Annotated in this window: 19 protein-coding genes; 4 read left to right on the top strand and 15 right to left on the bottom strand. The window is 63.9% G+C overall.

Going from position 1 to position 19,172, the window contains the following annotated elements:
• Positions 1-18: 18 nt before the first annotated feature.
• From FQ705_RS09785 to FQ705_RS09755, 7 genes are all read right to left on the bottom strand, one after another.
• Entirely contained in the window at positions 19-732 is a 714-nt protein-coding gene (locus FQ705_RS09785; protein WP_144140246.1) for an ABC transporter ATP-binding protein, read from the bottom strand.
• A complete protein-coding gene (locus tag FQ705_RS09780) occupies positions 729-1,538 on the bottom strand; it encodes an ABC transporter ATP-binding protein (RefSeq protein ID WP_144140244.1) in 810 nt (269 codons plus the stop codon). Before FQ705_RS09780 ends, FQ705_RS09785 begins: the two co-directional genes overlap by 4 nt.
• Positions 1,535-3,475, bottom strand: coding sequence for an ABC transporter permease (locus FQ705_RS09775; protein ID WP_144140242.1), 1,941 nt, complete (start codon positions 3,473-3,475; stop codon positions 1,535-1,537). The genes FQ705_RS09780 and FQ705_RS09775 overlap by 4 nt, the downstream gene beginning before the upstream one ends.
• Before the next feature lie 21 nt (positions 3,476-3,496).
• Positions 3,497-4,081 carry an amino acid synthesis family protein gene (locus tag FQ705_RS09770; protein ID WP_144140240.1) on the bottom strand — a complete coding sequence of 195 codons (585 nt, stop codon included), beginning with the start codon at positions 4,079-4,081 and terminating at the stop codon, positions 3,497-3,499.
• Between the two features lie 69 nt (positions 4,082-4,150).
• Complete coding sequence (locus tag FQ705_RS09765) at positions 4,151-4,741, bottom strand: amino acid synthesis family protein (protein WP_144140238.1); 591 nt, start codon at positions 4,739-4,741, stop codon at positions 4,151-4,153.
• On the bottom strand, positions 4,717-5,655 hold the full coding sequence (locus FQ705_RS09760; RefSeq protein WP_144140236.1) for a UPF0280 family protein: 939 nt from the start codon (positions 5,653-5,655) through the stop codon (positions 4,717-4,719). Before FQ705_RS09760 ends, FQ705_RS09765 begins: the two co-directional genes overlap by 25 nt.
• A 13-nt stretch (positions 5,656-5,668) precedes the next feature.
• Positions 5,669-7,282, bottom strand: a complete 1,614-nt coding sequence (locus tag FQ705_RS09755; protein ID WP_144140234.1) for a 6-hydroxynicotinate reductase — start codon at positions 7,280-7,282, stop codon at positions 5,669-5,671.
• Between the two features lie 270 nt (positions 7,283-7,552).
• On the opposite strand from FQ705_RS09755, the gene FQ705_RS09750 reads away from it, so the two are divergent.
• Positions 7,553-8,275, top strand: a complete 723-nt coding sequence (locus FQ705_RS09750) for a TetR/AcrR family transcriptional regulator (RefSeq protein WP_144140232.1) — start codon at positions 7,553-7,555, stop codon at positions 8,273-8,275.
• A gap of 57 nt (positions 8,276-8,332) precedes the next feature.
• Here the strand turns inward: FQ705_RS09750 and pcaC are convergent, their stop codons facing one another.
• From pcaC to FQ705_RS09725, 5 genes are all read right to left on the bottom strand, one after another.
• Positions 8,333-8,728 carry a 4-carboxymuconolactone decarboxylase gene (pcaC, locus tag FQ705_RS09745; protein WP_144140230.1) on the bottom strand — a complete coding sequence of 132 codons (396 nt, stop codon included), beginning with the start codon at positions 8,726-8,728 and terminating at the stop codon, positions 8,333-8,335.
• Positions 8,725-9,516 (bottom strand): 3-oxoadipate enol-lactonase, encoded by a 792-nt coding sequence (gene pcaD, locus FQ705_RS09740; protein WP_144140228.1) that lies wholly within the window; start codon positions 9,514-9,516, stop codon positions 8,725-8,727. The genes pcaC and pcaD overlap by 4 nt, the downstream gene beginning before the upstream one ends.
• Before the next feature lie 5 nt (positions 9,517-9,521).
• Positions 9,522-10,901 carry a 3-carboxy-cis,cis-muconate cycloisomerase gene (locus FQ705_RS09735; RefSeq protein ID WP_144140226.1) on the bottom strand — a complete coding sequence of 460 codons (1,380 nt, stop codon included), beginning with the start codon at positions 10,899-10,901 and terminating at the stop codon, positions 9,522-9,524.
• A gap of 98 nt (positions 10,902-10,999) precedes the next feature.
• Positions 11,000-11,659 carry a 3-oxoacid CoA-transferase subunit B gene (locus FQ705_RS09730; protein ID WP_144140224.1) on the bottom strand — a complete coding sequence of 220 codons (660 nt, stop codon included), beginning with the start codon at positions 11,657-11,659 and terminating at the stop codon, positions 11,000-11,002.
• Between the two features lie 13 nt (positions 11,660-11,672).
• Complete coding sequence (locus tag FQ705_RS09725) at positions 11,673-12,380, bottom strand: 3-oxoacid CoA-transferase subunit A (protein WP_144140222.1); 708 nt, start codon at positions 12,378-12,380, stop codon at positions 11,673-11,675.
• Positions 12,381-12,658: 278 nt separating this feature from the next.
• Between FQ705_RS09725 and FQ705_RS09720 the strand changes: the two genes are divergently transcribed.
• Together FQ705_RS09720 and folE are read left to right on the top strand one after the other, a co-directional pair.
• Positions 12,659-13,588 carry a LysR family transcriptional regulator gene (locus FQ705_RS09720; RefSeq protein ID WP_144140220.1) on the top strand — a complete coding sequence of 310 codons (930 nt, stop codon included), beginning with the start codon at positions 12,659-12,661 and terminating at the stop codon, positions 13,586-13,588.
• A gap of 141 nt (positions 13,589-13,729) precedes the next feature.
• Positions 13,730-14,368 carry a GTP cyclohydrolase I FolE gene (gene folE / locus FQ705_RS09715; protein WP_144140218.1) on the top strand — a complete coding sequence of 213 codons (639 nt, stop codon included), beginning with the start codon at positions 13,730-13,732 and terminating at the stop codon, positions 14,366-14,368.
• Positions 14,369-14,385: 17 nt separating this feature from the next.
• On the opposite strand, the gene FQ705_RS09710 is transcribed toward folE, so the two are convergent.
• On the bottom strand, positions 14,386-15,291 hold the full coding sequence (locus tag FQ705_RS09710; protein ID WP_144140216.1) for a DMT family transporter: 906 nt from the start codon (positions 15,289-15,291) through the stop codon (positions 14,386-14,388).
• A gap of 231 nt (positions 15,292-15,522) precedes the next feature.
• Between FQ705_RS09710 and FQ705_RS09705 the strand changes: the two genes are divergently transcribed.
• Positions 15,523-16,566 carry a VTT domain-containing protein gene (locus tag FQ705_RS09705; RefSeq protein ID WP_144140214.1) on the top strand — a complete coding sequence of 348 codons (1,044 nt, stop codon included), beginning with the start codon at positions 15,523-15,525 and terminating at the stop codon, positions 16,564-16,566.
• Positions 16,567-16,577: 11 nt separating this feature from the next.
• On the opposite strand, the gene FQ705_RS09700 is transcribed toward FQ705_RS09705, so the two are convergent.
• Together FQ705_RS09700 and FQ705_RS09695 are read right to left on the bottom strand one after the other, a co-directional pair.
• The gene (locus tag FQ705_RS09700; RefSeq protein WP_144140212.1) at positions 16,578-18,152 is read right to left on the bottom strand and encodes a sensor domain-containing diguanylate cyclase; all 1,575 of its coding nucleotides are present in this window, start codon (positions 18,150-18,152) and stop codon (positions 16,578-16,580) included.
• A gap of 113 nt (positions 18,153-18,265) precedes the next feature.
• The gene (locus FQ705_RS09695; protein WP_144140210.1) at positions 18,266-19,159 is read right to left on the bottom strand and encodes a CHAD domain-containing protein; all 894 of its coding nucleotides are present in this window, start codon (positions 19,157-19,159) and stop codon (positions 18,266-18,268) included.
• Positions 19,160-19,172 lie beyond the last annotated feature (13 nt).

Raw genomic sequence — 19,172 nt, 5'->3', positions numbered from 1 at the left:
ATTGCGGCGCCGATGGAATCACACGCTCAGATAAGCGCGTCTCACTGTCTCGTTCTGCGCGAGTTCGCCGATCGTGCCGCTGAACCGGATCTGCCCTTTTTCGAGCACATAGGCACGGTCGCTGACCAGCTCGGCGAAGTGCAGGTTCTGTTCGGACAACAGAATCGACAGCCCTTCGCGCTTGAGTTCGAGAATCATGTTCGCCATCTGTTCGACGATCACGGGCGCGACGCCTTCGGACGGTTCATCGAGCAGAACCAGATAGGGATTGCCCATCAGCGTGCGCGATACGGTGAGCATCTGCTGCTCGCCGCCGCTCATCTGGCCGCCCGGACGTTGCGGCATTTCGCCGAGGTTGGGGAACAGGCGAAACAGTTTTTCGGGCGTCCACTGCGGCGCGCCTTCGCGCGGCGGCTGACGGCCCGTGTCGAGATTCTCCATCACGGTCAGATCGCCGAATACGCGCCGGTCTTCGGGGACGAAGCCCATGCCCATCCGCGCGATCTTGTACGGCGGCAAAGCGGCGATATTCTGGCCGCGAAAATGCACTTCGCCCTGACGGCGCGGCAGCAGACCCATCACGGCTTTCATGGTGGTGGATTTACCTGCGCCGTTGCGGCCCATCAGCGCAACCACTTCACCGCGTCCGACTTCGAGCCCGACGTCGAACAGGATATGCGCGCGCCCGTAGAACGCGTTGAGGCCGGAGACTTTCAGCATCGGCTCGCTCATTGCAGCGCTCCTTGACCTTGCCGTCCGCCCGCTGCGTCATGCAAAGGCGCGCGCGGCTGGAAAGTCTTGCCGGTGCCGAAATACACCTCCTGCACGTGCGGGTCGTTGCGGATCGTGTCGGCGTCGCCCTCGGCGATCAGCTTGCCGCGCGCGAGCACGATCATGCGATCGGCGTAGGCGAATACGACGTCCATGCTGTGCTCGGTAAACAGCACACCGATCTGGTGTTCGGTAACGAGGCGCCTGGTCAGGGCCATCAATTCGTTGCGCTCCCTGGGCGCCATGCCGGCGGTGGGTTCGTCCATCAGAAGTAGCTTCGGCCGGTTCGCTAGCGCAATGGCAAGCTCGACGCGTTTCACGTCGCCATAAGCGAGCACGCCGCATGCACGGTTGGCGTCGGCGGCCATGCCGACCTGATCGAGCAACGCGAGGGCTTCATCGGCGTAGCGCGAGCCGGCGGACCTCCATAGGCCGAAGGTCTTTCGTTCGCGTGACACGAGGGCCATCTGCACGTTTTCGAGCACGGTCATCGAATTGAAGGTCGCGGCGATCTGGAACGTGCGGCCCACGCCCAGTCGCCAGATGTCGCGCGGACGCATCCCGACCAGTTCCTGGCCGTCGAGGCGGATCGACCCGGACGAGGGCGTCAGTTGACCGTTGACCATGTTGAAGCAGGTCGATTTGCCCGCGCCGTTCGGACCGAGCAAGGCGAGCAGCTGGCCGGCTTCGAGGTCGAAGGAGACGTCGTCGACCGCCTTCAGGCCGCCGAACGATTTGCAGAGGCTGGACACGCGCAGCAAGCTCATAGTCCCTCCTCGATCGCGGCACGTTGTGAGGGCGATACGGCGTTGGTGTCGGTTGTATCGACGGTGTCGTCGCCAAAGCGTTCGCGAATGAAACCGACGATCCCTTGCGGAAACGCGATCACCAGCAACAAGATCGCGAAGCCCAGCAGCGCCTGCCAATAGTCGGTTTGCCGCGCGACGGTGTCCTGCAACCAGGTGAACACGGCCGCGCCGACGATCGGGCCGGTCAAGGTCTGCAAGCCGCCAAGCAGGACCATCACGAGGCCGTCGACCGAACGGCTCACGCTGATGACTTCCGGCGAGATCGTCCCTTTGGAGAAGGCATAAAGCGAACCGGCCAGCCCGCAAAACAGCGAGGCGATCACGAAAGCCGCCCACTGCACACGCTTGACGTCGATCCCGATCGCCTCGGCGCGCAGCACGGAATCGCGCGAGGCGCGCATGGCGTAGCCGAGCGGCGAAAACAGCATCTTGCGCAGCAGCCACACGCCGATCACCGAGCACACCAGCGTCAGATAATAAAAAGCCACCGGCGACGCCAACCAGTTCGACGGCCACAGTCCGAGAACGCCATTGCTGCCGCCCGTTACATCGTCCCACTGGAACACGACCGACCAGACGATCTGCGCGAAGGCGAGCGTCAGCATCGCGAGATAGACGCCCGAGAGACGCACGCAGAACCAGCCGAACACCAGCGCACCGCCCACTGCCAGCAAGGGGCCGAGCAGCAGTGCGGCTTCCATCGGCAGATTCAATACCTTGAGAAACAGCGCTGCGCCATAGGCGCCCAGACCGAAGTAAGCGGCATGGCCGAACGAATGCATACCGCCCGGTCCCATGATGAAGTGCAGGCTCGTGGCGAACAGAACGGCGATCAGGATTTCGACCAGCAGCACGGGCATATACGGGAACGCGTTGGCCGCGAGCGGCGCCAGCACGAGAATCAGCAAGGCGATGGCGGCCAGCCATTTCAGGCGTTTTCCTGCCGGGCGCAAAGGCGTTTCCGGCGCTGCCATGCCACGAACGGCGGCGCTCGCGCGGCCCAACAACCCCCACGGCCGCACCACCAGCACCACCGCCATCACGACGAATTCGGCCACCAGCGTAAAGCGGCTCAGCGAAAAGCCAACGCCGAAAATCGTCACATGTCCGATGCCGATGCACAGCGCCTTGATCTCCGCGATGATGAGCGCGGCGACGAACGCGCCTGGAATCGAACCCATGCCGCCGACCACCACCACCACGAACGCATTGCCGATAGTCTCCAGATCCAGCGACAGATTCGCGGACATGCGCGGCCCTTGCAACGCGCCGCCCAATCCGGCCAGAAACGCGCCGACGAAGAACACGCCGGTAAACAGCCACGCCTGATTGATGCCGAGCGCGCCGAGCATTTCGCGATCCTGCGTCGCGGCGCGCACTAGCGTGCCCCAACGCGTGCGTGTCAAGGCGTACCAGAGCAGCAGCAACACCAGCGGCCCGATCACGATCAAGGCGATGTCGTAAGTCGGCAGCGGATGGCCGAGGAAATCGACCGCGCCGGCCAGATGCGGCGCGCGCGGGCCGAACAGGTCTTCCGGTCCCCATAACCACAAGGCGGCGTCGCGAAAGATCAGCACGAGCGCGAAGGTGGCGAGCAGATGAAACAGTTCGGGCGCCTGGTAGATGCGCCGCAAGACGATCATTTCGACCAGCGCGCCGAGCACCGCGACCACCAGCGCGGCTGCCAGCACCGACAGCCAGAAGCCGCCGGTCGTCTGTCCGAAGCGGCTGGCAATGCTGTACGCGACATAGATGCCGAACATGTAGAACGACCCGTGCGCAAAATTGACGATGCGCGTCACGCCGAAAATCAACGACAACCCGGCGGCGACCAGAAACAGCGTCGACGCGTCGGCGAGTCCATTGACCAGCTGTACCAGCAAATTCGAAAGCATCCGATCCCCTGCAGCTTTAAGTCAGCGTAGTCCGTCTTCGCCCTTGATCTCACTCGCCTGCAAGCCGCCGATGCGCGGCAGCGGGCGGCCCGAAGCCGTCACCGCGACGGCCACGACGATTTCATTGGCACGCGGCGCATCCGACACGCGCGCTTCGATCGCGTCGAAATGGCTGCGCACGAAGGCGGCATCCTTGTGGCCGAGCGGCACGTCGATCGCGGTGCCGAGCGTGCCCATTTTTTTCGCCGACGGCACCAGCGCCGCGCCCTTTTCGACCGCCACGCGCAGCGGCGCGCCGAGCTTGGGGTGCAGGATCGCCGCGGCGTGTTCCAGTTCGCCCGCTTCGCCCACGATCGCCGCCTTGCCGTAGCTCTGCGCATCACCCGGCGCAATGCCGAGTGCTTCGACGCATTTTTTGCCGAGCAACGCGCCCAGTTCTTCACCTGCTTCGATCAGCGCGTCGAGCTTCGCCTCATAGCGGCCGGCATAGGGATTATCGATCACCGCGATCGCGACGGCGCGACGCGCGGGCGGATCGATGATCTGGCCCATTTCAATGCGTGTTTCATCCACCTGCACGATCAGCTTGCGAAGCTTGATTGCCATGTCGCTCTCCGGGTTTCGATGCGTATTCTGCCTGTTCCAATGTCCAATGCGACGATCGGGCGCCGCGCTTCAGCGCAAACCGTCCTTGCCCTCGATCGTCTCTTTGGCAAGCCCGCCGACGCGCGCATGCACCCGCTGCCCCGTGCTCATCACGAGGATGTAGACCAGTTCGTCAGCGGCAGGCGCGCCAGGCACGCGTACTTCGATCGCGTCAAAGTGGCTGCGCACGTAGCTTGCGTTGACATGCGTGAGCGGCACGTCGAGCGCACTGGACGGCGCACCGACCTTCTTGGTGGACGGCACGATGGCATGAGTCGGCACGCCGTTTTTCTCCAGCAGCTCCCGCATCGCGTAGCCACCCGGAACGTGCCACAGTGCGCCATGTTCGAGTTCCCCACGCGAGCCGATGATCGCGCCCTTTCCATAACTCTCGATCGCCGCATGCGGCACGGCCATCGCCGCGAGCAACCGTTGCGCCATGTCGAAGCCAATCGGCTTGAGCGCTTCCATTGCGTGCTCGATCTTCGCTTCGTAGTGGCCGGCGAACGGGTTCGTCATCACCGCAGCAATCGCGCCGCGTCGCAACGGCTGCGCGGGCGCAGGACCGAACTCGTGGAAGATATCTTCGACGTGCGTCAGCACGCGGCGTATTTCGAACACGGAGCCTCCTTGTTTATCCGAGCACGCGGCGTGAGCAATCCGCCCGTGCCCTGAATTCCGGCGACCCGCACCCGCCCTTGCAGGAACAGCGCCGCGCCTTCGATCAAACCTTGCTCCCGCAGACCTTGTGCAACATCGACACCGCGCGCGAGCGCGAAATCGATCAGCGACAGCGGTAGAGCCGGCACGTCCACCGTAACGAGCAGGTCGCCGAGATCGCTATCGTCTTTCAACGACGACGCCGGACGCCGCACGATGCCCGCATGCTCCAGGTCGACGGCGTTGGCGATCATCGTGGCGGCGGCGTCGGCCGTGGCCGCGTGGCTGGCGAGCACGGTCACACTGTCGGCGATGCCGAGGCTAAAGCTGCGGCCGCGCCAGCCGCTGGTCGCGACGCCTCGAACCGGCTGACTTGCGTCGAGCGTCAGGTTGGCGTCGAATCCATGATCCGCTGACAACGGCGTCATTTCGTACTGCGCCAGATCGGCGAACACGCCAATACGGTACTGCTGCCCGGCGGACAAATACAACGCGATGTCACCACCGTTGTTGATATAGGCGCGGGCGATGCCTTCGCGTTCGAACGCAACAATCAGTTCATCGGCGACGCTACCCGCCACTGCGGCCATCGGCGTGACGAAACATGCGCGATGAGGATGGCAAGCGGACCACATCCGCCGCGCCACCGCGCCTTGCAATGGATTGTCGCCTAACGAAACATCGGCGCACACCGGCCGCCGCAACACCGTCAGTTCGACGACTAATTCCGGCAATACCTCGACAAAACGCGCCCAGCACGCCGCAAGCGCGGCCTGCACCGCAGCAGGCTCGCCGTTCACGCCGACGATCAGATCGATCGGTCCATGCTGCCAATGCCAGCGGCTCGCATCGAGTTGGGTACGGGTGGGATTCATCGTTCGATCGCGCCTAGCCGAGCATGGGCGGCATGGACGGCGGCCACGGGTTGTCGGGATTGCGCGCCAGCGTGCGGCGCGCGAGCGGCGCGCCTTCGGTATGCTCCGGCCCGTTCGCCAGCACGCTTTCCAGCGAACGCACCGCGTCGAGATGGCCGCCGAGATCGCGGTACGCGTCATACGTCATGGTGAATTCGATCGGCGCGACGATCGCCGGGGTCGGCACGGTGCCGAACGAACGGTCCGGCATGCGCGCGACGTCGACCATCACGGTGATGCCGCCACCCGGCCAGACATAAGCCGGCGCGCCGCCACATGTCACGTTGACGTGTTTCTGTTTGATGGCCCGCGTGAGCAGGACCGGGTTTTCCGTCGCGCCCGCGCGCAGGCTGCCGCCCGCGCCGCCGAGGAACAGCACCGTGGCGAGCGACGGTTCACAGTTTTCGCCGATCCGCTCGACGGTACGGCGCACCGCATCCGGCATGGCCGCGATACGCGGCACGAGGTCCTGATCCAGCTCGTACCATTGCGCGTGCTCGCCAGTCGTCGACACCATCAGCAGACGCATGCCCGGCTTCGCGACCGCCGGGTCGAAACCTTCCACGATCGCCAGCGGGTCCTGAATATCGGTGCCGCCCCAGCCGGTGCCGGGATTCGCTACCTGAAAATAGCGGCCGGGCGTCGATTTGCGTCCGCGAATCTTCAGACCCGAGCGCGTCATGCCGAGGCAACGTCCCGCCTGATGTTCGGTCAGCACGCCGGTAATGTGATCGTCGACCACCACGACTTCGTCGGCGTGACCGAACCATTGTTTGGCGAAGATGCCGATCGTGGCCGAGCCGCAACCCACGCGCATGCGCCGCTCTTCGACGCCGTCCACAATTGGCGCGGCGCCCGCACGAATCACGAGACTCGCGCCGCCGTCGATGGTCAACTCCACGGCTTCCTTGTTGCCGAGCGCGAGCATCATGTCGCAAGTCACGCGACCTTCTTTCTTGCTGCCACCGGTCAGATGATGCACGCCGCCGAGGCTCAGCATTTGCGAGCCGTACTCCGCGGTCGTCACATGGCCGACGATTTCGCCCTGACAGCGCACATTGGATTGCTCGGGCCCGAGAAAACGGTCCGTGTCGATCTTCACCTTGAAGCTGCAGTAGCTGAAAATGCCTTCGGTGACGACGGTGATCATATCGACGTCGTCGAGCTTCGACGCGACGATGAACGGCGCGGGTTTATAGTCGGGATAGGTGGACGAGGCGCCGACGCCGGTCACGAAGAGCGCCTGTTCAGCGGCGGGATTGTGCGCTTCGGAAGACGCACCAAACTCGACCGTGGCGCCGGTAGTGTTCGCCTCCGCACTCGCCGCATTCGACGAAACCGCGCGCGACAGAAACACGACGGGATCGACGCGAATCAACCTTCCTTGCGCATTCGCATAGCGATCGCACGCGCCGGTACGGCCCTCCGATATCTGGCAAAGCACGGGGCACGCATTGCATTCGATCTTGTTCGACGCCATACGCTCGCTGCGCGGCACCGCCTTCTCGAGCACGGTCGGACCCGGCGTCGAGGCGGTTTCGCCGTCGACGCGTTCCGCACCGAAATCGACCTTCGTATGTTCTGTCATGGTGGGGTTCCCATACGACGACATTACAACCGGCCCTGCCCCGGCTCACGAATAGCCCTTAAATCATGGGACTTTCGCGTGAGGCGTTTTTTCCATGTTGCGGTCACTTACCGTTCGTGTAGTATCCGCTACACCAAACTGCTTTGAAATCTACTCGATCAAAATAGACTGCGCAATGTGTTTCCCAGTGTTCGCTTCAATGGTGCAGCGCCACATCGCAGCTTGAGCCGGGCCAGGGCCGCGCTTCAATCCAGGAGAGCCGAGACCGTCATGAGTCCAACTGCCGCCCGCAAGCCTGGTGCTACCGGCATCCGTGCGAAACAGGCGCAAGACACGCGCGCCAAGATCCTGAAAGCGGCCATCAAGGTATTCGCGAAGCAGGGCTATGCGAGCGGCCGCGTCGAAAGCATCTCGAAGGCCGCGCGTTCGCACGATCGGATGATCTATTACTACTTCGGCAGCAAGGAACAGTTGTTCGTCGAAGTACTGGAGACGATCTACACGCAGTTCAACGAGGCGGAAAGCCAACTCGATCTCGACCTGGACAACCCGGTGCACGGTCTCGAACAGATGGTCGAATTCGTCTGGCAGTATTACCTCGATCATCCCGAGTTCGTCACGCTGCTGTCGAGCGAGAACCTGCATCAAGGCAAGCATGTCAGGAAGTCGTCCAAGCTGAAGGAGATTTCGGGCTATGCGATTTCAGTAGTGGAAAGGCTATTGAACGCGGGCCAGGAGCAACAGGTTTTTCGTACCGACGTCAAGGCACGTGATGTGTATCTGATGATTGCATCGCTCGGCTATTTTTATAACGCCAACCAGTACACGTTGGGCGCATTTCTCGGCGAGCCGCTGATGGACAAGGCCGCGCTCGCGCATTGGCGCGACGTGATCAAAGACACGGTGTTGCGTGCGGTGCGTGTAGAACTGCCCCAGGAAGCCAGGGCTTTGATGAATCGACACGATCAAGAACGTCAACGCGGCGCGGCATAAAAAAGCGCGCCGTTCTGGCGGCGCGCTTTTTCTTACTGCATGGGCACTCTCGTAGCGTTACGGTTGCGCCGCCGCTGCGTCGTCTTCACGGAACAGTTTATCGGCCAGGTGAAACGCCGAATTCGCCGCCGGCACACCGCAATAAATGGCGCTCTGCAACAACACTTCCTTGATCTGCTCGCGCGTCACGCCATTGTTTTTCGCCGCACGCAAATGCAAGGCGAGTTCTTCGCTGCGATTGAGCGCGACCATCATGGCAATGGTCAGCAGGCTGCGCGTATGACGCGGCAATCCCTCGCGTGTCCAGATTTCGCCCCACGCATAACGTGTGATGAAATTCTGAAACTCCTCGGTCAATTCCGTGCGATTCGCGAGCGACCGGTCGACGTGCGCGCTGCCCAGTACCGCGCGGCGCACACCGAGTCCTGCTTCGTAACGGTCTTCGTCGTTCATTGCGTCTCCGTCAGAAAATCGAGCAGCGTCTTCGTGAAAGCGTCGGCTTGCTCGATATTGGAAATATGCGAGGCGTCCAGTTCGACATAGCGCGCGCCCGCAATCGCCTCGGCGAGTTCACGGCCTTGCGCGGGCGTCGCCGCCAGATCGTGCGTGCCGCTGATCACCAGGGTTGGCAGCTCGATGCCGGGCGCTTCGGGGCGCAGGTCGGCGGCGTCGATCGCTTCGCAATTCAAGGCGTAGCCTTCCTTGTCGGTGTGCACGAAGACGTCGCGAATCATCGCCAGGACCACCGGTTCGCGTTCGATATAGTCCGACGTGAACCAGCGTGGCAACACGGCGTCGGCCAGGGCGAGCATGCCTTCGGTGCGCGCCCTGGCCGCGCGCGGCACCCACACTTCCGGCGAGCCGATACGGGCTGCGGTATTACATAGCACGACCCGTTCGAAACGGTTTCCGTGACGCGCAGCCAGCGCGACGCCGGTCAGGCCGCCCATCGACACGCCGCAGAAATTCGCGCGCGCAATCTTCAGCGTATCCATCAGGCCGAGCACGTCGCCGGTCAACTGCTCGATCGTGTATGGACCCTTCGGCGCTTCCGAGTGGCCGTGTCCGCGCGTGTCGTAGCGCAACACACGAAAGTGCCGCGACAGTGCCGCAACCTGCGGCGTCCACATGGACAGATCGCTACCGAGCGAATTCGACAACACGATCCATGGCTCGTTGCCATGCCGGTCTCCGTCGATTCGATAGTGCAGTTCGGTGCCGTTGACTGCGGCGTAAGGCATGCCGGTTACTCCTGATTGGAAGCGCGCTCGGCGCGCTTGCTGTGAAGGGCGAGCGCGGCATCCACATAGGCGTGGGCCTGGCCGACGTATTGAGCGGGATCGAGCAGTTGCTTCAGACGATCGAGCGGAAGATGTGCGGTCACGGCCGGATCGGCGGCGAGCACACCGAAGAGCGTTTTGCCGTCGCGAATCGCTGCTTTCGAGGCGCGCTCCACGAGATGATGCGCATCGAGCCGGCCGATGCTGTCGCCGAGCGCGAGCATCACCGCTTCGCCGAGAATCAGGCCATGCGTGATGTCGAGATTGGCGGCGAGACGCGGCACGTTGACATTCAGACCCGTGGCGATCTGGTCGATATTGGCGAGCGCGCCGCCCGCGAGACGCGCGAGGTCCGGCAATGCGTCCCACTCGGCCTGCCAGCCGCCGAGCGCGCGCTCGTGCTCCTGCACCATGCCCGCCAGCACCGTGGCGACGAGGCCCGGCGCGCGGGTCGCGGCGGTCAGCACGGCCGCGCAGCCGACCGGGTTGCGCTTGTGCGGCATCGTCGACGAACCGCCCTTGCCGGCGGCGGCCGGCTCGGCAAGTTCATCGACTTCGGTTTGCATCTGCAGCGAGATGTCGCGCGCGATCTTGCCGAGCGTGCCGATCAGCATGCCGAACAACGCGGCCGTTTCCGCGATGCGATCGCGCTGCGTGTGCCACGGCAGCGTGGGTACGGCGAGGCCGAGTTCGTTCGCCAGCGTTTGCGTGACTCGAGGTGCGGCGTCGCGCAAACTGGCCAGCGTGCCGGCCGCGCCGCCGAACTGAAGCACCAGTACGCGCTCACGCAGCGCGTCGAGCCGGTCGCGGTGACGCAGCAACGCGTCGAGCCATTGCGCGAACTTCAGACCGAGTGTGATGGGCAAAGCCTGCTGCAACCAGGTCCGGCCGATCATCGGCGTGGCGCGGTGAGCGGCGGCGAGTCCAGCAATGGCATCGCAGGTGGATTGCAGGCTGCGATCGAGCAGATCGAAGCTATCGCGCAGTTGCAGCACCGTCGCCGTGTCGATGATGTCCTGGCTCGTCGCGCCCCAATGCACGTATTTCGACGCTTCGGCGTCCGCCGCTTTGACGCGCGCAGTGAGTTGCTTGACGAGCGGAATCGCGAGGTTGCCGCCGAGCGCGGCGTCACGCGCGAGCGCGTCGGCGTCGAGTTGATCGGCGTGGCAGGCGGCTTCGATCGCCGCGACCGCCGCCTGCGGAATCACCTGGTGCAACGCCGAAGCGCGCGCGAGCGCCGCTTCGACATCGAGCATCCGCTGCAACGTGGCGCGCGGCGACCAGATGTCGTTCATCGGCTGTGTGCCGCACAGGAGGCCGGTCAAACGGGCGCTGGAGTCGAGCATGGTGGCGTCGATGATCGATGGAATCGAAAGTGGAAGTGTCGCCGTGCATTTTATGCGCAGCGAGCCGTTGCGGCGCAGCGGCCGCAACGTGGCCAGGGTCAGGCCGCGCCTGCGGCCTGGGTGCCGTCGATCAGCGGCACGCCGGTCAGCTCGTGCAGCGCATCGAAATCGATGTCCGAGAAAATCTCGCGCACCACGAGGCCCTTATCCGTGACATCGATCATCGCCAGGTCCGTGTAGATGCGGTCGACGCAACCGACACCCGTCACCGGATACGTGCATTCGACGGCAATCTTGCTTTCGCCCTGCTTGGTCAGGTGTTCCATCATCACGTAGACCTGCTTCGCGCCGATCGCCAGATCCATCGCGCCGCCGACTGCCGGAATCGCATCGGGTGCGCCAGTGTGCCAGTTGGCGAGGTCGCCCGTGGCCGACACCTGAAAGGCGCCGAGCACGCAGAAGTCCAGGTGGCCGCCGCGCATCATCGCGAACGAGTCGGCGTGGTGGAAATATGCGCCGCCCGTCAGCAACGTAACGTGTTGCTTGCCGGCATTGATCAGTTCGTCGTCTTCCTCGCCTTTGGCGGGCGCCGGGCCCATGCCGAGCAAGCCGTTCTCGCTGTGCAGGAAGATTTCCTTGTCGGCGGCGAGATGGTTCGCCACCAGCGTCGGCACGCCGATGCCGAGATTGACGTAAGCGCCTTCGGGAATATCGAGCGCCACGCGCTTGGCCATTTCATCGCGGGTCAGTTTTTTCATGTCGGTCTCCGGGTCAGGCGGCAGCGTCGTGAGGGTTGGGCATCGGCGCATGGGCCGCTTGCGGCACTTCGATCACGCGCTGCACGAAGATGCCGGGCGTAACGATCTCTTCCGGATCGAGCGCGCCGAGCGGCACGACTTGCGACACCTGCACGATCGCCGTTTTCGCGGCGCTCGCCATGATCGGCCCGAAATTGCGGGCCGTCTTGCGATAGACGAGGTTGCCCCAGCGATCGCCCTTATACGCCTTCACCAGTGCGAAATCCGCATGCAACGGCGATTCGAGCACATAGTGGCGGCCGTCGATCAAGCGCGTTTCCTTGCCTTCGGCGAGCCTGGTGCCATACCCGGTCGGCGTGAAGAAGCCGCCGATGCCCGCGCCTGCCGCCCGAATGCGCTCCGCGAGATTGCCCTGCGGCACCAGTTCGAGCTCGATCTCTCCGGCCCGATACAACGCGTCGAACACGTACGAATCGGTCTGACGCGGGAACGAGCAGATGATCTTGCGCACGCGTTTCGCCTTGAGCAGCGCCGCGAGGCCGATATCGCCGTTACCTGCATTGTTGTTGACGATCGTGAGTTCGCGCGCGCCCTGTTCGATGAGCGCGTCGATCAACTCCGACGGCATGCCGGCCGTGCCGAAGCCGCCGATCATGACGGTCGCGCCGTCCTGGACGTCGGCAACCGCCGACTGAAGTGACTCGAAAATCTTGTTGATCATGTCGATTCCTCTGAGGGCGGTGCAGGCTCACGCCTTTGATCTTGCTCGCCCCGAAATTTGTTCTATATATGAACACTGATTCGTTTAGCGAACGCTGAGGCGATTATGGTTGCCCGGCGCGTTGCTTGTCAAGGCAGGGGCTTTCCCTTAATCATAGGTTTTCGACGCGGATTCCGCCGGCTGGTTGCTGCCGGACAGGCATTCAGAAAAGCGATTATTGGGGTACCCTCTATCTCCACATCGAATAACGCACCCCCGCGCGGGCGGTGGCAAACGACATGTCAGAGACAAATCTGGATCTCAACCTCATCCCTTTCCTCGTCGCGATGGAGGACACCCGTAACGTCAGCCGCGCCGCCGAGCAGCTCGGCGTGAGCCAGCCGCGCGTGAGCACCGCCTTGGGCCGTTTGCGGGATTACTTCGACGATCCGCTCTTCGTGCGCACCTCCAAAGGCATGGAGCCGACCCCGCGTGCGCTTGCGATCCTCCCCGCCGCGCGCGACGCGCTTCTACGCATCGAAAAGGGCATGCTCGACGTGCAGGACTTCGATCCGGCTACCAGCACGCATACCTTTTCGATCGCGCTCTCCGACGTCGGCGAGATCGTCTTTCTACCGCGGCTTCTGCAACTCTTCGCGGAGCGCGCACCGTACGCCAATCTGCGCTCGGTGACGCTGCCGCCATCCCATGTGGAACGTGGACTCGAATCGGGTGACGTGGACCTCGCCGTCGGCTACTTTCCCGATCTGTCGGGCAATAACTTCTTTCAGCAGCGGCTCTTCACGCATCGTTTCATCTGCCTGATGCGCGCGGGGCATCCGCTCGCGAAGGCGCCGCTGACACTCGCGCAATTCGTGGCGTCGGGTCATGCCGTCGTGCGTTCCGAAGGACGCAGCCAGGAAGTCCTCGAACAATACCTGGAGAAGAAGCGCATCAAGCGGCGCGCCGTGCTCGAAACACCGCATTTCATGAGCCTGCCATTCATTCTCGCGCGCACCGATCTGCTCGCGACGGTGCCGCATGCGATCGGCTTTGCGTATGTCGCGCAGCATGCGTCGATCACGCTGGTCGAGCCGCCGCTGCCGTTGCCGCGCTTCGATTTGCGCCAGCACTGGCATCGCAAGTTTCACAACGACCCGCGCGGAACCTGGCTGCGTAGCGTGGTCGCCGAACTCTTCAACGACGCTAAGGACGAGTGGCCCAAATAGGTCGGCGTCGGGCCTGCGCCCCGACGCCGAAAGGGGCATCGACACGATTCGATGCAAAACATGGAACAATGGCCGCACTTATCGAACTACTGAACCCGCACGCGCCTGAACGTTCGGCGCGCGATCCCGGAGGACTCACGGATGACCAGCAGCAAGGCAAAAAAGAGCAAACCCGCAGCCGAGGCACAACGCCCGAGCCGGGAGGAAGCTGAAGCAGCGGTTCGCGTGCTGCTGCGCTGGGCCGGGGACAATCCTGAGCGCGAAGGCCTGCTCGACACGCCGGCGCGCGTAGTGCGCTCCTACGAGGAGTTTTACGCGGGCTATCAGGTCGACCCGCGCGAGATCCTTGCCCGCACCTTCTCGGAAGTGGACGGCTACGACGAGATGATCGTGCTGAAAGATATCCGCTTTGAAAGCTATTGCGAACATCACATGGTGCCGATCATCGGGCGGGCGCACGTGGCGTATCTGCCCCAGCATCGGGTGGTGGGAATCTCGAAGCTGGCCCGGCTCGTCGATGCTTTCGCCAAGCGCCTGCAGATCCAGGAAAAGATGACGGTGCAGATCGCCGACACGCTGAACGACGTGCTGCAACCGGCCGGCGTCGGCGTGATTCTCGAAGCGGCGCACCAATGCATGTCGACGCGCGGCGTACACAAGGCCGGCGTGACGATGGTCACCTCGCGCATGCTCGGCACCTTCCGTACCGATCCCTCGACGCGCCGGGAGTTTCTGTCGATCGTCGGCAATCCGGGTGTGGTCGCGGTCGCGAATACCTGAGTCGGCAGGCGTCTTTCTCACGCCGCACCACGGGTCGAACGCAACGGGCCAAAGCTGGCAAGCAGCACCGCGCCGAGCACGCACGCCACCCCGGCCAGTTGCGCCGCGCTGACCGGCTCGTGCAACACGAGCGCGGCCAACGCCACCGCGCTCACGGGCACAAGCGCGGTCATCAAGCCCGCTTCCGCCCCGCTGATGCGCGCGGCGCCCGCATACCAGAGCACGAAGCCCGCCACGGTCGGCACGAGCGCGTAATACAACACGCCGAGCAGTGCGCCTGTATCGACCGGCAATGTCCAGGGCTTTTCGAAGCAGGCCGGCACGATCGCCACCACGAAACCAATCCCACACATCAACGCCGACAGCGGCAGCGGCGCGACCGCCGTGCGCAACTTGCGGTTGAGCAAAATGAACAGCGACTCGCAGACGATTGCCGCGAACACCAGTGCATTACCCGGCAACGAACTTTCGACATGCTCCGAGGTGAACGCATCGACCGGTACGGTGCATACCAGCACGCCGATCGTGGCGAGCAGAATTGCGCCGATCAGCGCGGGCGCGGGCCGCTCACCGAGCGCGAACATGGCGAGTGCCGCCGACACGGCCGGCAAGGTGCCGGCGATCACACCGGCGTCGGCGGCGGAGGCGAGCTTCATCCCGCTGATCAGCAACACCGTATAGCCGACACTGCCCGCGCCGGCCTGCGCGATCACCAGCCAGGTGTCGCGCCGGTCGAGGCGCGGCCAGCGCACGCCACGCCAGCGCATGACCACCACGAACACAGGGAACGCAATCGCGAAGCGCAGCGCGGTCGCACTGAACGGCGGCAAGCCGGCCGCGATCGATTTGCTGACCACGACCGTGCTGCCCACGCCGATCATCGCCAGCGCGCAAAACAGATAGCCCATATAGCGTGAATTCATGCCGCCGTCCTCTTCTTTTCATATTGAGGACGCAGCTTAGGCGTGCGCAACCACGCGGTCTTGAACGAAATTGCAGAGAGTCGCGGAGGACCATTCGAGTATCCTGATCGTAAGGAATGCTCCGTCGAATCCAGGAGCTCCAAAAAACGCGCTTCGGGAACACACTTTGCATCCGTGTAAAAAAACGTCTGCAGGTGGCCGGTCCTACCGCTAAAAACAGGAGTTTCTCAATTGGTAGAATTTCCGTCTTCGGCGGTATCCACCTGGGGTGGCGCGATCGTGTTCCTCAACGTGCTGGTTACGCGTCTGGGCGTGCCGATCCCCGCAGTTCCCGTGCTGCTGTTCGCGGGTTCGGCAATCGCCGCCGGCACGCTGCCGTTCTGGCCGACGCTCGCCGCCGCCGTCTGTGGCGCGCTGCTCGGCGACGGCGCATGGTTCGCCGCCGGCCGCCTTTACGGACGTAAGCTGATCGCCGCACTCGGCCGGATCTCTCCCGCGCTCGATGCCAAGGTCGAAAAAGCGCGCGCGCTGTTCGAGCGCTTCGGGGTTCCGCTCGTGTCGATCTCGAAGTTCGTCCCCGGCCTCGCGCTCATCACTCCGCCGCTCATGGGCACCACCGCCGTCGACACGCGCATCTACGCCGCCTGGGATTTCCTCGGCGCGCTGGCATGGGCGACGTTCTGGCTGCTCGGCGGCGCGGCGGCCGAACGGCAACTCCATATGCTGCTGGCCGTCGTCAGAAGCCGTGGCGGCACGGTCATCGACATTCTGCTGGCAACGGCGCTGGCCTATCTGGCTTATCGCCTGTTGCAGCGGCGTCGCGCGCGCCGCCGTCTCGCGGCCGCGGCGGCCGCCGACATGTCGCCGGAAATCGCGGGCTGGCGCAGGATCGCCGCACCCAAGGTGCTCGACGCCCGCCCGCAAGCGTCGATGTCCGATGCGCAAAGCGGCATTCCCGGCGCGCTGGCGCTCGACCCGCATTCGCCCGAGCAGATCGACGGCGCCTTGCGGGCGCACGATATGGTGATTTACTGCATTTGCCCCGACAGCGCGACCGCCGTCGAAATCACCCTGCAGATGCGCCGCAATGGCTACACGCGCATCCGCGCGTTACGCGGCGGTCTCGATGCATGGCAGCGGCGCGGCTTTCCGGTTCAGCCGCTCGGCCCGGTCGATGAACTGGTCACCGGCAAACGCGCTTCCGAACCGGCCGGCGACTTGCGCGGCGCGGTCACGCTGCGAGGCTTTGCGCCCCGCAGCGGTCAGAGCGTGTAATCCCGATCCGCCTATGAAGGCGAGCCTTGGGTCACCGGGCGCTCGATGCGCGCGGTCGAGCTGACCTGATTGCGGCCGGCCGCTTTGGCCGCGTACAGTTGACGGTCGGCGGCGGCCAGCAGATCGAGCACATTGACGCCGTCGGCCGGCACCGAAGTCGCACAGCCGATGCTGACCGTCACAGCCGTCTTTTCGCCGTCGCTCTGGGCGATGCTCTGGTTCTGCACCCTGCGGCGGATTTTCTCGGCCACCTGGAGCGCGCCCTCGACGGACGTCTCCGGCAACACCACCGCGAACTCCTCGCCACCGTAGCGCGCCACCACATCGATCGAGCGGCGCACCACCGCCGTGATGCATTCGGTCACGGCGATCAGTGCCTCGTCGCCGCTCGCATGGCCGTAGGTATCGTTGAACCGCTTGAAATGATCGACGTCGATGAACAGCACCGAAAGCGGTTGCCGGGTGCGCCGCGCGCGCCGCCACTCTTCATCGAGCCGGCTGTCGAGCACACGCCGGTTGCTCAGACCCGTGAGCGGGTCGGTTGCGGCGAGCCTGACCAGTGCGGCCTGCGCATGCAGCTTGTCGCGCAGCGCGAACGCCAGCAACCACGAAACCATCACGAAGACCGCGCCGAAGGCGATCGTCAACACGCCGACTATCACGCCGCGATGCCGCCACGGCGCCAGCACGTCGTCCACGGCGGGCGCCACCACGGCGATCAGCGGCGTGCCGGGCACGCGCGAGTAGGTGTACATGCGGCGCACGCCGTCGACGGCCGAAATAGCGACATAGGTGCCCGCATCACGGGCCGCCATTTTCTGGAAGGTGGGCGACTTCGCTATGCTCCCGCCGATATCGTTCGGCGCAAATGGCTTGCGTGCGAGCAGCGTGCCGTCGTCCATCACGATGAACACCGAGCCCTGCTTGCCGGTGTTGATCCGGTCGAGCAGGTTCTGGAAGTATTCGATGCGGATGGCCAGCAATGCGACACCGGCGAACGCGCCGGCGGCATCGTCGATGCGCCGTGTGAGACCGATCGAGAGTTTGCCGTCGCGCAAACGCGAGCGGAACGGATGCGAGAAATACAGTCCGACCGACGGGCTGCGTTGATGCGCCAGAAAATAGTCACGATCGGCGAGACGAACCGAGCCTTTGACCTCGCCGGTCTGCGTCGCGATCACCTGCCCGTCCCGGCCGATCACATAAGCGCCGCCCAGGTAGGCTGCCGTTGTCGCGCGATCGAACAGCACGGCGCGCTGAACGTCGGCGGGCAAAGTCCAGGAGGCCGGATTGCGGGCGCCGTCCACCATCGCCTGCAAGGACAAATCGTCGATTTCGACGTTGCGTTCGAGGTCGGAGGACATGATCGAAACGATATTCTGCGAAGTCTCGCGCGCGTGATCGAGCGCCTCGATGCGGCCATCGCTGAGTGTGAGCAGCGTCAATCCCGCCATGGCAACGGCCACGAGCGTGCCGGCCAGCCCGGCGAAAAACGGATGATTGCCCACATAGTGCGACACGCCGATTCCCGCAGCGCGCACGAATTGGCGCAACCGTCGACGCGGCGAAAGCGTTTGATGTGGCACCTGCGCAGCACCTCCTTGCAAAAGATCCGCACCCCTGATTGCGATGCGGACGCTCGGCCTATGTCGTTAGCCGAATCGCCCGGCACCGATGTATGCCAGGCAGTTCCCGCCCATCACAGCTTACGCAACAACCCAGCCGCCGCGCGCATGCGGCGCTTGCGCTCCTGCTTGAGCCAGTGGAGCGCCGCCTCCGTATCGCTCGACGCGGAAAGCAGGCTTGCATTCTCACGCAGCAACATCTCGCTCGCGACGAAGTCGTTGAGTGCACCGAAGCGTTTTTGAATCTGCTTCAAACGCTTGAGCGCGCGCTTGCGGCCGCCACCCAGAATCGGCTCGAAGAACTCGAGCAGATAGCGCAATTTCTTGCCCGCTTTCCTGACAGCATGAAAGGCGGGATAGTTGGAACGCCTCGCGCGCGCTGCACGTCTCACGCTCTTGCGCAACGACCGCTCCGATGCCGCCACTCGCTGTTTGGCGAACTTGCGCAACGGCATGCGCTGGTTAGAGGTGTTCAGGGTCGTTGAAGCGCTCGTAAGCGCCTCACGCAGCAGATGCTTCACGTCCGCGTTCGAGAGCGTCTCACGGCTTGCCGTGAACGCGTTGTCGCGAGCCTCGCCCATTTTGGGTGCCATCTCGCGAACCTCTGTGCGCACACTGACGTCTTCCTGGGCAAGTAGTTCGATCAGGATGTCCCAATCGCGCGTTTTTCCAGCCGCCGTCGCCAGATATTTGTACAAGGCGCGTTGACGGGTGCCTTCGCCTTTGTCGAGCAAGGGTTCGAATGCCCACCACAGCGAGCGCAAACGCCGCAGTGAAACCCGCAGCTTGTGCAGCGCTTCGGGCGAAGCGTCTTCTCGCACCGCATGGGCATAGCCAATGGCATCGTCGACGAGCGGCGCCGCGAACGAGGTGAAAGCGGCCTGCGCGGAGGGTTGCCCGACGGCCGGGCTGTCATTTTCAGTGGGTCGATCGGCTTTGCGGATCACCTTCGGGCTCGCCTGCTTCATAGCTCCCCTTGGA

This window comes from Paraburkholderia sp. BCC1884, assembly GCF_900996225.1.
GTDB lineage: Bacteria > Pseudomonadota > Gammaproteobacteria > Burkholderiales > Burkholderiaceae > Paraburkholderia.
Note: the sequence above shows the minus strand (reverse complement) of the source record. Positions and strands in the feature narration are given on the sequence as shown.

Bases quoted from the DNA above. Each gene is read 5' to 3' on its own strand.
- FQ705_RS09785 (WP_144140246.1), bottom strand. From the start codon at position 732: ATGAGCGAGCCGATGCTGAAAGTCTCCGGCCTCAACGCGTTCTACGGG.
- FQ705_RS09780 (WP_144140244.1), bottom strand. From the start codon at position 1,538: ATGAGCTTGCTGCGCGTGTCCAGCCTCTGCAAATCGTTCGGCGGCCTG.
- FQ705_RS09775 (WP_144140242.1), bottom strand. From the start codon at position 3,475: ATGCTTTCGAATTTGCTGGTACAGCTGGTCAATGGACTCGCCGACGCG.
- FQ705_RS09770 (WP_144140240.1), bottom strand. From the start codon at position 4,081: ATGGCAATCAAGCTTCGCAAGCTGATCGTGCAGGTGGATGAAACACGC.
- FQ705_RS09760 (WP_144140236.1), bottom strand. From the start codon at position 5,655: ATGAATCCCACCCGTACCCAACTCGATGCGAGCCGCTGGCATTGGCAG.
- FQ705_RS09755 (WP_144140234.1), bottom strand. From the start codon at position 7,282: ATGACAGAACATACGAAGGTCGATTTCGGTGCGGAACGCGTCGACGGC.
- FQ705_RS09750 (WP_144140232.1), top strand. From the start codon at position 7,553: ATGAGTCCAACTGCCGCCCGCAAGCCTGGTGCTACCGGCATCCGTGCG.
- pcaC (WP_144140230.1), bottom strand. From the start codon at position 8,728: ATGAACGACGAAGACCGTTACGAAGCAGGACTCGGTGTGCGCCGCGCG.
- pcaD (WP_144140228.1), bottom strand. From the start codon at position 9,516: ATGCCTTACGCCGCAGTCAACGGCACCGAACTGCACTATCGAATCGAC.
- FQ705_RS09735 (WP_144140226.1), bottom strand. From the start codon at position 10,901: ATGCTCGACTCCAGCGCCCGTTTGACCGGCCTCCTGTGCGGCACACAG.
- FQ705_RS09730 (WP_144140224.1), bottom strand. From the start codon at position 11,659: ATGAAAAAACTGACCCGCGATGAAATGGCCAAGCGCGTGGCGCTCGAT.
- FQ705_RS09725 (WP_144140222.1), bottom strand. From the start codon at position 12,380: ATGATCAACAAGATTTTCGAGTCACTTCAGTCGGCGGTTGCCGACGTC.
- FQ705_RS09720 (WP_144140220.1), top strand. From the start codon at position 12,659: ATGTCAGAGACAAATCTGGATCTCAACCTCATCCCTTTCCTCGTCGCG.
- folE (WP_144140218.1), top strand. From the start codon at position 13,730: ATGACCAGCAGCAAGGCAAAAAAGAGCAAACCCGCAGCCGAGGCACAA.
- FQ705_RS09710 (WP_144140216.1), bottom strand. From the start codon at position 15,291: ATGAATTCACGCTATATGGGCTATCTGTTTTGCGCGCTGGCGATGATC.
- FQ705_RS09695 (WP_144140210.1), bottom strand. From the start codon at position 19,159: ATGAAGCAGGCGAGCCCGAAGGTGATCCGCAAAGCCGATCGACCCACT.